Genomic DNA, 13349 nt, shown 5'->3' with positions numbered 1-13349 from the left:
AAGCGGCACGGTAAAGAGATAAAAGTCAATTTTGACCTGAAGTAAAAGGAGCAGAGTAAATGAGCCAGACGCTACCGTTACTGAGCATATTAACCTTCACACCGCTGATTGGGGCGCTCGTCCTCCTCTTTGTGAACAAGAACAGCCACGGCGTGCTCCGTACCGTTGCCTTGGCGGTGTCGGTGGTGAACTTCCTCGCCTCGCTGCCCCTGATCTCCGGCTACAACGCCGCAGGTACCGACGTGGGCGGGTTCCAGTTCCTCGAGAAGGTGCCCTGGATCGCCGCTGGCCCCTTCCAGATGAGCTACCACGTGGGGATCGACGGTATCAGCCTCTGGCTCGTGATCCTGACCACCTTCATCATGCCGATCGCCATCCTCTCCACCTGGACCGCGGTTGAGGAGAAGGTGAAGGAGTACATGATCCTCTTGCTCCTCCTCGAGGTCGGCATGATCGGCGCCTTCGTGGCCCTCGACCTCTTCCTCTTCTACATCTACTGGGAAGTGATGCTGATCCCGATGTACTTCATGATTGGTATCTTCGGCGGCAAGAACCGCATCTACGCGGCGGTCAAGTTCTTCATCTACACCATGGTCGGCTCGCTGCTCATGCTGATCGCGCTCATCGCCCTCTACTTCAAGGGGGGCCAGGGCGACTTCTCGATCCTGCGCTTCTGGGATCTGCACCTCGACCCGGTCACCCAGACCTGGATGTTCCTGGCCTTCGCCCTGGCGTTCGCCATCAAGGTCCCGATGTTCCCGCTGCACACCTGGTTGCCGGATGCCCACACCGAGGCGCCGACCGCAGGCTCCGTCATCCTGGCAGCCGTCTTGCTGAAAATGGGTACCTACGGTTTCGTCCGCTTCGCCATGCCGCTTTTCCCGGACGCCACCGCCCAGTTCACCCCGCTCATCGCCACCCTCTCCGTGATCGGCATCATCTACGCCTCGCTGGTCGCCATGGTGCAGCAGGATGTTAAGAAACTGGTCGCCTACTCTTCGGTTGCCCACCTAGGCTTCGTCATGCTGGGGGTCTTCGCCCTGAACCAGCAGGGGCTCTCCGGCGGGATGCTGCAGATGCTGAACCACGGCGTATCCACCGGCGCATTGTTCCTTATCGTTGGCTTCATCTACGAGCGGCGTCACACCCGCCAGATCTCCGATTTCGGCGGTCTCGCGAAGCAGATGCCGATCTTCGCCACCATCTTCATGATCGTGACCTTCTCCTCCATAGGGCTTCCGGGCACCAACGGCTTCGTGGGCGAGTTCCTGGTCCTTCTGGGCGCCTTCAACGGCCCGCTTAAAGTCTATGCCATCATCGCCACCTCGGGCGTCATCCTCTCCGCGGTCTACATGCTCTGGATGTTCCAGAGGGTGATGTTCGGCGAGCTCAACAACCCGAAGAACCAGAACCTGAAAGACCTGAACGCCCGCGAGATCGCCATCATGGTGCCGCTGGTCTTCCTGATCTTCTTCATGGGTGTCTACCCGCGCCCCTTCATAGACACCATGGCTCCTTCGCTTGACAAGATGATCGCCCAGGTAAACGGCAAGAAGATGGTGGCCCAGAACACCGTAGCCGCACCGGCAGCAGTTCCGGCAGTCGCTCCGGCACTACCGGAGGCCGCCCCTGCAGCGGTACCGGCGGCAGCACCGGCCGAAGCCGCACCGGCACAGGGTCTGCCGGCAGGTCATCCGGCCATTCCCCAAGCACCGGCAACCGAAGCAAAGTAGCCAAAAGCGAACCGTTTAGAACTAGCCTGATCGGAGGATTATAGATGGAAACAATTGCAATGCCGGCCGTAAACATAGCGTCGATCATGCCCGAGTGCATACTCTCGGTGGTCGCCATGGTGCTCCTGCTGGTAAACGTATTTGTCCCCGGCAAGGACAAGGGTTACCTCGGGTGGCTGAGCATCGTCGGTCTCGCCGTGACCGCCGCCAGCGTGGTGAGCGGCTGGGGCACCCCGCAGATGGGTTTCGGCGGCGCGGTGATGCAGGACAACTTCGCGATCTTCTTCAAGGTGATCTTCCTGATCTCGGCTGGCCTCGCCATCCTGATCTCGGACCGCTACATGGTCCAGGAGGACTGCAACCAGGGTGAGCTCTACCCCCTGATCCTCTTCTCGACCGTCGGGATGATGCTGATGGCTTCGGGCACCGACCTCATGGTCATCTTCCTCGGTCTCGAGGTCCTCTCGGTGAGCCTCTACGTGCTGGCCGGCTGGAACCGGGCGAGCCTGAAGAGCAACGAGGCGGGGCTTAAGTACTTCCTCCTGGGCGCCTTCTCCACCGGCTTCCTGCTCTACGGCATGGCGCTTACCTACGGCGCCACCGGGACCACCAAGCTGGCCGGGATCCAGAACCACGTGATGGCCAACCCCTCCATCGCCGCCAACCCGATCTTCGTGGTCGGCATGCTCCTCATCGCAGTCGGTTTCTCCTTCAAGATCGCCGCGGCTCCCTTCCACATGTGGACCCCGGACGTCTATGAGGGCGCCCCGACCCCGATGACCGCCTTCATGTCGGCCGGTCCGAAAGCGGCAGGCTTCGCCGCCTTCCTCAGGGTGATGATCTTCGCCTTCCCGATGCTGGGCCACAACATTACCGAGCTCCTCTGGATCCTGGCGGTGCTCACCATGACCGTCGGCAACATCATCGCCCTCTCCCAGGACAACATCAAGCGCATGCTGGCGTACTCCTCCATCGCCCATGCGGGTTACGCCCTGGTAGGTTTCACCGCTCTTAACCGTGAAGGGGTCGCCGGCATCCTCTTCTACATGCTCTCCTACGCCTTCATGAACATCGGCGCCTTCGCCGTGATCGTCCTGGTCGGCAAGAAGGGCGAGAAGAACGGCACCGTGCAGGACTTCGCCGGTATGGGCTACAAGCGCCCGGTACTCGCAGTACTCTTCAGCGTCTTCCTGTTCTCCCTGGCCGGCATGCCGCCGACCGCGGGCTTCATCGGGAAGTTCTACCTCTTCTCCGCGGCCATCAAGAGCGGCTACACCGGGCTTGCCATCATCGGCGTCCTGAACTCGGCCGCCTCCGTGTACTACTATCTGCGCGTCATGGTCTTCATGTACATGAAAGACGCCCAGGAGGATTTCGAGTGGGCCGGTGTCACCGCACCGATCGCCCTCTGCCTCCTGGTGACCGTCGTGGCCACCCTGGTCATGGGTGTGGTTCCGGGGACCATCCTCGAGCTGGCACAGAAGGCCGTGCAGTTCTAAGCCGTACGCAGAGCGCATAGAGACAACGAAAGGCCCCTGGCGTGAAGCTCAGGGGCCTTTTTTGTTATTGCCACGGAGGCACGGAGCACACGGAGATACCTCAACTCTGGACGTTGCGAACGGCGGAGGGCCCCCACGAAGTGTCGTCGACACCCTCGCGTTCCCCCCTTTGCGAGGGGGGGACAGGGTGGATTTATCTCAATAAAGGGAAACCTGATCCCAACCTGAAGAACAAACGAGGAAACGTACATGATCAAGACCACTATTGCTATTCTCGCCGTCACCTTCTCCGCCGCCACCTCCCATGCCGCCATGTTCAGCAACGGCGCCACCCTCCTGGAGGCAAAGTGTGCCGTTTGCCACCCTTCCTCCAAGGTAAAAGTCCTGAAGCGCTCCCCGGAGCAGTGGGACGCCATCGTCACCAGCATGATGAAGCGCGGTGCCAAACTGAACCCGGAAGAGAAGAAGGTCCTGGTGGATTACCTGGCAAAAACCTATAAGCCCTACGCTGGGAAATAATCCTTATTCACCAACGGAAAGGTTCATCAGACAATGCCGGAAACCACATCTCCCCCTCCCTTGACGGGAGGGGGGCGGGGGGTGGGTGAAGCTGCCAGCCGCGCTGACGTGGCGCCTTCCCCCTCACCCTGACCCTCTCCCGCAAGGGGAGAGTGGGCCTGTTTGGACGACTTTTCCCGGAATTCCCGGATGAACCAACAGAAAGGCCCTCACGGTTGAGGGCCTTTCTTGTTTCGAATCGTGCCAGCGAGTGATTCCCTGGGTCCTCAATGAATCACGAGCGCCTGTTCGATCTGCCTGCAGATCTCCCTCCGGCGGATCGGCTCCCGAATCCTCCTCAAAAGCCATCCGGCGCACCGCATGCGGCCAAGCTCCATCAGGGCCACCTCGTAATCGTCGCACTCCCGTGCCACCCGGTAGCTAAGTTCGCTCCGCTCGATGAGCTCCCAGAGAAACTCGCGGAATTTGTGCCACAGCTTAGGTTCGGCGATGTTCTGCTCGATGGCGGGGAAAATGTGCCCCTGAGCCTCGACAAAGCGCTCGTAGGCCTCATTGCCTGGCCGGATTTTGCGGGACCTGGCTGTTACCTCCTTTTGCAGCCTCGCCGCTTCGTATTCCAGCCGTTTCTGTTCACGGTTGATGGTGCGGGGATCCTCGCCTCTCTGGAACCGTTCTATGCTTTCGTAAAGCAGCGTCTTTTGTTGAGCTTCCTGGAATTTCTCCGGAAGGTCCGGTTGGTTCAGCGCAGCCTCGGAAAAAGTTCTCGCAGGAAAGAAGCCCAACTTGGAATGGATTTCTTGCCGCGAAGGGTTGTTGAGCCGTGCCAGCAGTCGTCGGGTACAGCGCACCCTGGCGAGCATCAACCGCGCCTTTCCCTTTTCGCCGTTGCCGCGGGCTTCCTGGTAACGATCCATTTCCGAGTAAACGTAGTCCTCGAGCCTTCCGGTGAAGTCCTCCCAGTCCGAGTTCTTCTGGTAGAGCTGGAATATCTCGTTGCAGAGATAAATCTGGGCCAAGGCCATCCGGGAGCGTTCTTCGTTCCCTTCTTTCTCGTGGCGCATGTGTGCCTGCATGAGCTCTTCCATGAAGATCTCCAACTCCTTCAGGACGCAGACCTCTTCATCTTCGCGATCCATAGCGACCTCCACGTAGGTAAGGTCCTTGCGGTCGGCAGAGGGGGCTGTGAGGCCCGGGCGGGGGCGGCATGGGCAGCTACTAAGTTTAGGCGCAAGAACGCGCTGTGCAAGCGGGAGCAGGTCTTGTAGAGGACCGTTGTCCACTGGTAGGGCGACGGGGCCGAAAGAGGTAGTAAAGAAGGGTTAGAAAAAAACAATAAAGTTGCTTGACACCCGTCGGTGGAATCTTAAAATGATGAGCATGCTTTAAGACAAGGAGGTGGCCACATGTCAGCGAACGACATCTTCGTCATGAACTTCCACAAAATGACCCCCCGGGAACTTATCACCTGGTGCCTCGGTACCGCAGCCCTTCAGGAAAAACATCCCTTCCATGGCAGCACTTTCCCGGATTGGGTGCACGGTGCCCGGCATTTTAGGGAACATGCAGCTACCCTCTCCGATTTGGAGACAGCAGCGGAAAACAAGGACACCTTGAAAATGAAGCAGCGCGATGAGGAGCAGGCAGCGACCTTCCACTCCATCGACATCAACACGTCCTACCTCGTCTTGCGCGCGAAGGCTGCAAAGGACAACTCCCTGTTGTACGGAATGGGGTATGAGGTGAAGGAGGTGAAGGAGAAGACCAAAAGGCCCCACCAGCATGTATCCGTTTCAAGGGATCCCCTGAAACTAGAGGTTGAACGGGCTGATGACGGTGCTGTAAGGCTGAAGATCCAGCGAGATCTTGGCGCAGGCGGGTACCAAGTACAATTCTGCAAAGGCCAACCGACAGGCGAGGACTCTTGGAGGGATTACGCAAATTTCAAGACCGTTCGACCTCTCATCAAAAACCTGGAACGTGCCTGTTGGTACTTTTTCAGGGTCAGGAGTCACGGCGACAATGAGACTAGCCCGTGGAGCGCAGTGGTGGGAATCATTGTAACTTAGATAACGCAATTGCCACGGCGGTAAGAAAAAAAGGCCGGTGCCGAATCCGGGAGCCCATAAAAGGAGCTTCGGGTTTCCGACGCCGGCCTTCTCATGTCACCTCTCTTTTTTTTCCTATTCCCGCCTAAAAAATCCATCCGCGTACGACACTTACTTATCTAGTGCAGGTTTTATCGTGCGAAGCAAAAGTTTCTCTAGATGGCCTCAAAATAAAAACTTTTGAGCAGAAGTTTCCTTTCCCGGTTTGGAACTTTGAATTGTGTCACGGGAAAATGAAACCTCATGACGGAAAAATCAAACTGAGGCAAAAAAGTTTGAATTTATGCAGCAGAAAATCAAACTTTCCGAGAAAAGTTTGATTTAGCAGACTGGAAATCAAAACTCTTGGCCAGAAGTTTCCTTTAGAGGAGCAAAAAAAGAAACTTTAACCGCGACTATCGAAACTAAGGGGCATTGAAATGAAACTCTTCCCCGGAAGTTTCGTTTTGCCTGGGCAACATCTAAACTTCAGGGAGCACAAGTGAAACTTGCAGCGAGAGTTTTCATTTCTCGCTCTGAAAGTTTGGACTCACGTGAAGAAAAATGGAACTTGGCAGTCGAGAAATGAATCGGCAACCGCAGGATCCTGATCGAAAAGGTTGTCCGATCAAAATTGGGGAGGACTGATCGATTTTTCTAGAGTCAACCATCGACAACTGTGGCAAGACAAGAATCTATGGTGGCAAAGAGGGTGCGGTAATCGACGGGCTTTGCCAGGCAGTGGGACAGGTTGAGTTCATCGGCCTGCTTTTGGAATTCCTGGGCGTCACAGTAGGCGGATAAAACGCAGATAACCGCACCGTCGTGTATCTCCCGGATCCTGCCTGCCATGGTGATGCCGTCCATCTCCGGCATCTTGATGTCGGTGAGAACGATGTCCGGGCGATGTTCCTGGTAAAGCCGCAGCCCTTCGGCGCCGTTCTCTGCGCTGAAGAGCCGCAACTGCCGGAACTTCATGGAGAGCGCCTTTGCCACCAGGGTGCGCGCCTCGGGATCGTCTTCCACGTAGAGAAGTGAAAAAGAAGTTCGCGGGTTAAGGGTTTCCATTGCTCACCTCGATAGTGAACTCGGCGCCGTCGGCGGTATTGCGGGCCTTGAGCCAGCCGCCCATGCTCTTCTCAACAATGGATTTGGCGAGGAACAGGCCGATGCCGGTCCCTTTCCCCTGCGCCTTGGTGGTGAAGAACGGGTCGAAAACCCTGGGCAGGATCTCGGGATCGATCCCCCCCGCGTTGTCGGTAATGATCACCACGGCTCTTCCGTCTTGGCTCACGGCGCGCAACGTGACCCGCCCGTCGCGGGTCTCGCGCTCCACCAGGGCATCCATGGCATTCATCAGGATATTGAGGAGTACCTGGGAGAACTCGTTGGGGTAACCACGGATCTCCGGTTCCCCGGACACCTCGACGGTGAGAGCGATACGCTGCTCCTCGAAACCGGCAGCTACCAGGGAGAGCGTTTTTGACACGGCGTCTGCCACCAGGAAAACCGTCTTGTCCTTGTCCGGCTTCGAGAAGCAGGTGAAGTCGTTGATTGTTTTGGAGAGATGGCCAATGATCTCCAGCGAGCGCGCGATAGCCTGGTCGAGAGTTTCCTGGTTGAGCTCTCCTACCTCGTAGAGGAGTCCGAGCTGCTGGACGTTGAGACCCAGGACGTTCAAGGGCTGCCGCCACTGGTGGGCGATGTTGAAAAGCATGTCTCCCATGGCCGCCATCCGGCTTTGCTGCAGCAGGAGCTTCTCCTTCTCCCGCAAATGCTCGACTGCCTGGACCCTCTGGGCGGTCTCCTCTTCCAGGTCACGGTAGGTCTCCAGCAGTTCCTCGTTCTGCATCTCCAGTTCGGCCCGGTGTTCCTCCAATTCGTCGGTGCGTTCGGCGACCAACCGCTCCAGGTGTGCGTTCGCCTCTTCCTTGGCTTTGAGGTGCTCGGCCGCGCGTGCCGATTCCTCGCGCAGGCGGGCCATCTCCAGGTTGGTCTTCACCCGGGCGACCAACTCCCGGGCGCTGAAGGGCTTTACCAGGTAGTCGTCGGCGCCGGCCTCGATCCCCTCGGAGCGCGACTCCTCACCGGCACGGGCGGAAAGCATGATGACCGGCAGAGATCTGGTGAGGGGATCGTTGCGCAGTCGGGCCAGGAGACCGAAGCCGTCCAGGCGGGGCATCATCACATCGGTCAGCAAAAGATCGGGACGGTGCCGGCAGATCTCCTGCCAAGCCTCCTCGCCGTCGGCCACGGCGCGTATCTCGCACCAGGTACCCATAAGCCTCTGCACGTAATCCCGCATGTCGGCGTTGTCGTCGGCCAGAAGCAGGCGCGGTCTGGCAACGTCGGCGGACACTGCCAGCTCCTCGGCAAGTCCCCCCTCGTCGCCCGGCAGCCAGCGGAGAGCCTCTTCCAAAAAGGGGTCGGCATTGGGCGAACTCGAGGGACCAGCATCCGCCGCTCCTAGTTGGTCGGGGGGGAGGTGCTGCGAGCCGTAGGGGAGCGTGACGGTGAAGGAGCTGCCCCGACCGACCTCGCTCTCAACCGAGATCTCGCCTCCCTGCAACCGCACCAGCTCGTCCACCAGGGAGAGCCCGATACCGGTCCCCTCGTGGGCGCGCCCCTTGGCCTGTTCGATGCGGTGGAAGCGCTGGAAGATGTTGCCCCGTTCTCCCTCTGGAATGCCGCATCCCGTGTCGGCCACGCTGAGCCGGGCGCCGGCGCCGGTGGAGCGGAGCGAGACGCTGATGCGCCCTTTCAGGGTGAATTTGAAGGCGTTGGAGAGGAGGTTGAGGACGATCTTCTCCCACATCGAGAGGTCGATGAAGACCGGCTCGGGCAGCGGCGGGCAGTCGACGGTGAGTTCCAGTCCCCCCTTCTCGATCGCGGACCGGAAGACACCGGCGAGCTGCGCGGTCAGGGTGGCGAGGTCGCAGGGGCGGTAGGTCGCCTGGATGCGCCCGGCCTCGATCCGGGAGAAGTCGAGGAGCGTGTTCACCAATTTGAGCAGGCGCAGGGCGTTGCGGTGGGCGATCGACAGGTTGTTGCGATCAGCCGGGGAGAGCGGGTAATCGGTGCGGGAAAGGATTTCTTCGAGGGGGCCCAGGGTAAGGGTGAGCGGAGTGCGCAGCTCGTGGCTCACGTTGCCGAAGAAGACGGTCTTGCTGCGATCGAGTTCGTGGAGTTTCTGATTGAGACGGGTGAGCTCCGCCTTGTTCCTTTCCAGTTCCTCCATCGCCAGTTTGAGCCGCCGGTTGGACTCCTTGACTTCGTTGGCGCGGTGGAGAATTTCCGCCTCGATGCGGGCGGTTTCCCGGCTATTGCCGAGTTGTCGGGCCGCCTCGTCGGATGTTTGCTGCTGGGAAAGGATAAACTCCGTCACGTCCTCGGCATAGTGAAGCACATAGGCGACGGTCCCATCCGGGCCGGGTATCGGGGTGTTGACCGGGCTCCAGTATTTCACCCGGAAGCCCCCTTCAGCCTCGGCGCAGGGGACGTCGTACTTCTGAATCCCCATGGTGTCCTGCACGCCGTCGCGAAGTACCCGCTCCAGAGAGCTGCGCAGGTCGCTGACCCCGTTGGCCGAGGGGTCGTCCGGATTGTCCGGGAATACCTGGAACAGGCCGCGGCCGACCATCGTGTCGCGCTGGGTACCCGTCACCTCGAGATAACGGTCGTTGACAGCGGCGATGGTAAAAAGGGAATCGGGAAGGAGCACCATGTAAGGGTGCGGTGAGCCTTGGAAAAGCAGCCGGAAATCCGGCGGAGCAAACCGGTCGCCTGAAGCCATACATTCCCTCGGGGTGGCGGGTTGGGGCGGCGACATCCGGCGCAAAGGAGGCGGGCCAGCAACTCGTCAGCTAGGTTTCGGCCCTGAGAGCCGCGGCTGTCTCGAAAACGAGCGTTGCACTCGCAGTGTGGTCCCCACGCACGTTACCGCTGTAGGGAATCATAGTCAAGTACTGGGTGTCGCAGTGTTTGTAAGAATTTTTCGACAGAGGTCGCCGGCCACGAGGCCGGGGGCCCGGAAAGGCCGCGGGACTCTCCCGCGCCGCCGGCCTCGCTGCTGCAGGTACCCGAGATTGCGACACTTTGAGACTGCTCCTCTGTTTCATAAGGAAACGTAGCGGGACAAAATGTCCCATCACGTGGCGGGTCATTTACCCGCGCCCCTTGAAAACATTGGTGAAAAATGAGTGCACGGTCATTGGCATCGATTATGCTGCCACAGGAGCGTCGGCAGGTGCCGGCAACCAACCATAGGAGGTGACCGCGATGATCAACTGTCTGGTGTTTCATCCCGAAACGGCACGTGGCGAGGAGCAGGTTTCCCTCAACTTCTGGGGCAACAAGCCCGCTGTTCCACCTCTGACTACCGAAACGGTGGTGTCGGTGGTGTACCTGGTGGACGACGAGGCGGTCTACCTGGGCGGCTCCGACCCGAAGCTCAACTAAAGACCCGGCTCTCCCTGCTCAAAGGCCGGCCTGACGTTTCGCGTCAGTGCCGGCCTTTTTCGTTCTCAAGATCCCCTAGTTGTCAAGCTGGCAATCGTTGCGAGCCAGGCCGTATAGCGTCAGGTCGAGATTTTCCTATCAAGGCGCGGCTCATCTGCCGATAAGAGCACAATGGGAACCCGTTCCCTGCGGCTCACACCCTTGCCGGCCCGCCGCCACGACTTCTTCAACCGGGAGAGCCTTCTTGGAAACGACGCAAAAATACTCAGTGCTGGTCGCCGACGACAACGTCCTGATCCGCAACATCGTCACCGACATGCTGCGGGGCATGGGGTTCGAGGTGCACGAGGCCGAAGACGGCAGCCAGGCCTTCGACCTGTACCGCTCCAACAACTTCCACATCGTGGTGACCGACTGGGTCATGCCCAACATGACCGGCCTGGAGCTCTGCAAGGCGATCCGCGGCGACAGCAGCAACCGCGCCCACGCAGGCTACACCTATATCCTGATGCTCACCTCGCAGGACAGCAAGAACGACACGATCGCCGCGCTCGATGCCGGTGCCGACGAGTACCTGATCAAGCCGGTGCACAAGCCCGAGCTGCAGGCCCGGATCAGGACCGCCATGCGCATCATCCAGCTCGAGGCGATCCGCCAGTCCCACTTCGAGCAGGTCCAGAAGGCCTCGCTGGTCGATGTCCTGACCGGCGTGCACAACCGCAAGTTCATGGAGGAGCGGTTGCCCCTCGAGGTCAAGCGGACCAACCGCTACCAGCGCCCGCTGTCCATCATGCTGATCGCCTTCAGGGATATCGAGACCTTCCGAAAGGAGAACGGGATCTTCGTCACCGAGAAGATGCTGCAGGCGGTGGCGGCGCTGTTGAGGGAATCGATCCGCGAGGAGGTGGACTGGGTGGCGCGCTGGAACGAGTACCAGTTTTTGGTGCTCCTGCCGGAGACCGACGTGAACAGCGCCGCCACCGTCGCCAAGAGGCTCAAGATCCGGATGAACCAGCTGACCGTGGAGGTGAACGGGGCGAGCTACAAGACGACCGCGCTCTACGGGATCGTCGGCTTCACCGGGGACCAGGCCAAAAAAGAGCTCACGGTGGACCGGCTCATCGAGTTCGCCCAGCAGGCCCTCGAGAAGGTCGATCCCGAGACCATGATCGGCGGCCTTAAGCTCGGCTGACCCGGACCGTATGCCAGGCTAGCGTCGCCACACCAGCCCGGCCGCGATGCTCCACATCACGCAGCCGATCACGACTTCCAGCACTTTCCAGGAGAGGGGCCTTTTAAAAAGCGGCGCCAAGAGCCGGGCCCCGTACCCCAGCGCGAAGAAGAAGCAGAAGGAGGCCGACGCCGCCCCCAGGGCAAAGAAGGCCTGCTGCTGCGGGTACTGGGTCGAGACCGAGCCGAGCAGCACCAGGGTGTCGAGGTAGACGTGCGGGTTGAGCCAGGTAAAGGCAAGGCAGCTGGCCAGCGCGCTGCGCAGTTCGGTACGTTGCGAGGCGTCGGCTACCAGGACCTCGTCCTTCCCCAAAGCGGTGGCGAAGCTCTTCGCGCCGTAGCAGAACAGGAAGGCGGCCCCCGCGTAGCGCGCCACCGGCACGAGCGCCGGGAGCCCCGCGGCCACCAGTGAAAAGCCGAACACCCCGAAACCGATCAGGAGTGCATCGGAGACCGAGCAGATGAGGCAGAGGACGAAGACGTGCTCGCGCCGCAGCCCCTGCTTCAGGATGAAGGCGTTCTGCGCCCCGATCGCCGCGATCAAGCTGAAACCCAAGAGCAGTCCCGCCAGAAATCCCGTCATTCTCCTCTCCTTATCAGATCCGGCCGCCTTACCTAACGGGCTGCCGCGTTTCTTACTGTCGGCTGGCCGCGCTACCGCGCTATAATGAATGCTGGCAGCGGGTTAAGCTGCAGCCCCTGCCTGCGTCACGGCAGCTCCGGGCGAGGCGCCCAACACCGATGGCAACCGACCACCGCACTTTCAAGACCCTGCTGCTCTTCTTCGTTACCGGTTCGATCTGCGGTATCGCCTACCTCGACTATACCTTGGGCTTCGGGTTCAACCTGTTCCCGCTCTACCTGGTTCCCCTGGCGCTCGTCGCCTGGTACCGGGGGGTGACCGCGACCCTCCTGGTGGCCGCCCTGGCGGGAGCGCTGATCATCTTCAAATTCTTCTTCATCAAGGAGCTCTACGCGCACCGCCTCTTCTGGTTCTGGGACGCCCTGGTCAAGTTCTCCCTGCTGTTCATCTTCAGCTACGGGTTGTGGCGCCTGCGGCAGCTTTTACTCCTGCAGCGCGAGCAAAACGCCCGGCAGGTGAACGAGCTGAACCGTTCGCTCCAAAAACAGGTCGAGCAGCTGACTGCCGCGAACCGCGAGCTTTCCGAGGTGAGCTACACCATATCCCACGACCTGCGGGCGCCGCTGCGCCACATCGCCGGCTTCGTCGAGCTCCTGAAGACGCGTACTCCGGAATGCCTGGACCAGCAGTCGCGGCACTACCTCGCGGTCATCGGCGAGGCGGCCCGGACCATGGGGAACCTGGTCGACGACCTCCTGGCCTTCACCCAGCTGGGGCGCAGCGAGCTGGTGCGCAAGGAGGTCGACCTGGCCGCCGTGCTCCGCCTGGTACTGCGCGAACTGGCCGAGACGACGCGGGAGCGGGAGATCGAGTGGCAGATCGCTCCCCTCCCGGTGGTGGTGGGAGACCCGCGGATGCTGCACCAGGTGCTGTACAACCTGGTCCACAACGCCCTCAAGTTCACCAGGCCGCGCAGGCCGGCGCGGATCGAGATCGGTTACCGGGAGCTTTCCGGCGAGAAGGTGATTTTCGTGCGGGACAACGGGGTGGGGTTCGACATGAGGTACCTCAACAAGCTGTTCGGCAGGTTCCAGCGCCTGCACCCCGGCAGCGAGTTCGAAGGGACCGGCATGGGGCTCGCGAACGTGCAGCGCATCGTGGCCCGCCACGGCGGCCGGGTCTGGGCGGAGGGGGTGCCGGACCAGGGCGCCACCTTCTGGTTCACCCTCCCCGGTTGAGCGGG

General features: G+C 60.4%; 11 protein-coding genes. 7 read left to right on the top strand and 4 right to left on the bottom strand.

From position 1 onward, the window contains the following. Positions 1-59 precede the first annotated feature (59 nt). The 3 genes from GMST_RS04960 to GMST_RS04950 all read left to right on the top strand — a co-directional run bounded on the left by GMST_RS04960 (position 60) and on the right by GMST_RS04950 (position 3751). Positions 60-1733 carry an NADH-quinone oxidoreductase subunit M gene (locus tag GMST_RS04960; protein ID WP_183353524.1) on the top strand — a complete coding sequence of 558 codons (1674 nt, stop codon included), beginning with the start codon at positions 60-62 and terminating at the stop codon, positions 1731-1733. A 44-nt stretch (positions 1734-1777) separates the two neighbouring features. Beyond that, positions 1778-3232: an NADH-quinone oxidoreductase subunit N gene (locus tag GMST_RS04955; protein ID WP_183353523.1), complete on the top strand. Its 1455-nt coding sequence runs from the start codon at positions 1778-1780 to the stop codon at positions 3230-3232. A 249-nt stretch (positions 3233-3481) separates the two neighbouring features. Beyond that, positions 3482-3751, top strand: coding sequence for a hypothetical protein (locus GMST_RS04950; protein WP_183353522.1), 270 nt, complete (start codon positions 3482-3484; stop codon positions 3749-3751). A gap of 266 nt (positions 3752-4017) precedes the next feature. Here the strand turns inward: GMST_RS04950 and GMST_RS04945 are convergent, their stop codons facing one another. Next, positions 4018-4836, bottom strand: a complete 819-nt coding sequence (locus tag GMST_RS04945; protein WP_183353521.1) for a hypothetical protein — start codon at positions 4834-4836, stop codon at positions 4018-4020. Positions 4837-5154: 318 nt separating this feature from the next. On the opposite strand from GMST_RS04945, the gene GMST_RS04940 reads away from it, so the two are divergent. After that, on the top strand, positions 5155-5817 hold the full coding sequence (locus GMST_RS04940; protein ID WP_183353520.1) for a fibronectin type III domain-containing protein: 663 nt from the start codon (positions 5155-5157) through the stop codon (positions 5815-5817). Between the two features lie 681 nt (positions 5818-6498). On the opposite strand, the gene GMST_RS04935 is transcribed toward GMST_RS04940, so the two are convergent. Together GMST_RS04935 and GMST_RS04930 are read right to left on the bottom strand one after the other, a co-directional pair. Further along, positions 6499-6903, bottom strand: a complete 405-nt coding sequence (locus GMST_RS04935; protein ID WP_183353519.1) for a response regulator transcription factor — start codon at positions 6901-6903, stop codon at positions 6499-6501. Beyond that, positions 6890-9628: an ATP-binding protein gene (locus GMST_RS04930; protein WP_183353518.1), complete on the bottom strand. Its 2739-nt coding sequence runs from the start codon at positions 9626-9628 to the stop codon at positions 6890-6892. Before GMST_RS04930 ends, GMST_RS04935 begins: the two co-directional genes overlap by 14 nt. Positions 9629-10113: 485 nt before the next feature. Here GMST_RS04930 and GMST_RS04925 point away from each other — a divergent pair, with 485 nt between their 5' ends. Both GMST_RS04925 and GMST_RS04920 read left to right on the top strand, forming a co-directional pair. Further along, positions 10114-10293, top strand: coding sequence for a hypothetical protein (locus tag GMST_RS04925; protein ID WP_183353517.1), 180 nt, complete (start codon positions 10114-10116; stop codon positions 10291-10293). Positions 10294-10537: 244 nt separating this feature from the next. Next, positions 10538-11485: a GGDEF domain-containing response regulator gene (locus GMST_RS04920; RefSeq protein WP_183353516.1), complete on the top strand. Its 948-nt coding sequence runs from the start codon at positions 10538-10540 to the stop codon at positions 11483-11485. Between the two features lie 18 nt (positions 11486-11503). On the opposite strand, the gene GMST_RS04915 is transcribed toward GMST_RS04920, so the two are convergent. Next, entirely contained in the window at positions 11504-12106 is a 603-nt protein-coding gene (locus tag GMST_RS04915) for a LysE/ArgO family amino acid transporter (RefSeq protein ID WP_183353515.1), read from the bottom strand. A 158-nt stretch (positions 12107-12264) separates the two neighbouring features. Here GMST_RS04915 and GMST_RS04910 point away from each other — a divergent pair, with 158 nt between their 5' ends. Next, positions 12265-13344, top strand: a complete 1080-nt coding sequence (locus GMST_RS04910; RefSeq protein WP_183353514.1) for a sensor histidine kinase — start codon at positions 12265-12267, stop codon at positions 13342-13344. Positions 13345-13349 lie beyond the last annotated feature (5 nt).

The sequence above is a fragment of the Geomonas silvestris genome, from assembly GCF_014193515.1.
GTDB classification, from domain to species: domain Bacteria; phylum Desulfobacterota; class Desulfuromonadia; order Geobacterales; family Geobacteraceae; genus Geomonas; species Geomonas silvestris.
This window is presented reverse-complemented; position numbering and strand designations above follow the sequence as displayed.

Excerpts from the sequence above, each read along its gene's own strand:
- GMST_RS04960 (WP_183353524.1), top strand. The coding sequence starts at position 60 with ATGAGCCAGACGCTACCGTTACTGAGCATATTAACCTTCACACCGCTG.
- GMST_RS04955 (WP_183353523.1), top strand. The coding sequence starts at position 1,778 with ATGGAAACAATTGCAATGCCGGCCGTAAACATAGCGTCGATCATGCCC.
- GMST_RS04950 (WP_183353522.1), top strand. The coding sequence starts at position 3,482 with ATGATCAAGACCACTATTGCTATTCTCGCCGTCACCTTCTCCGCCGCC.
- GMST_RS04945 (WP_183353521.1), bottom strand. The coding sequence starts at position 4,836 with ATGGAAGAGCTCATGCAGGCACACATGCGCCACGAGAAAGAAGGGAAC.
- GMST_RS04940 (WP_183353520.1), top strand. The coding sequence starts at position 5,155 with ATGTCAGCGAACGACATCTTCGTCATGAACTTCCACAAAATGACCCCC.
- GMST_RS04935 (WP_183353519.1), bottom strand. The coding sequence starts at position 6,903 with ATGGAAACCCTTAACCCGCGAACTTCTTTTTCACTTCTCTACGTGGAA.
- GMST_RS04930 (WP_183353518.1), bottom strand. The coding sequence starts at position 9,628 with ATGGCTTCAGGCGACCGGTTTGCTCCGCCGGATTTCCGGCTGCTTTTC.
- GMST_RS04925 (WP_183353517.1), top strand. The coding sequence starts at position 10,114 with ATGATCAACTGTCTGGTGTTTCATCCCGAAACGGCACGTGGCGAGGAG.
- GMST_RS04915 (WP_183353515.1), bottom strand. The coding sequence starts at position 12,106 with ATGACGGGATTTCTGGCGGGACTGCTCTTGGGTTTCAGCTTGATCGCG.
- GMST_RS04910 (WP_183353514.1), top strand. The coding sequence starts at position 12,265 with ATGGCAACCGACCACCGCACTTTCAAGACCCTGCTGCTCTTCTTCGTT.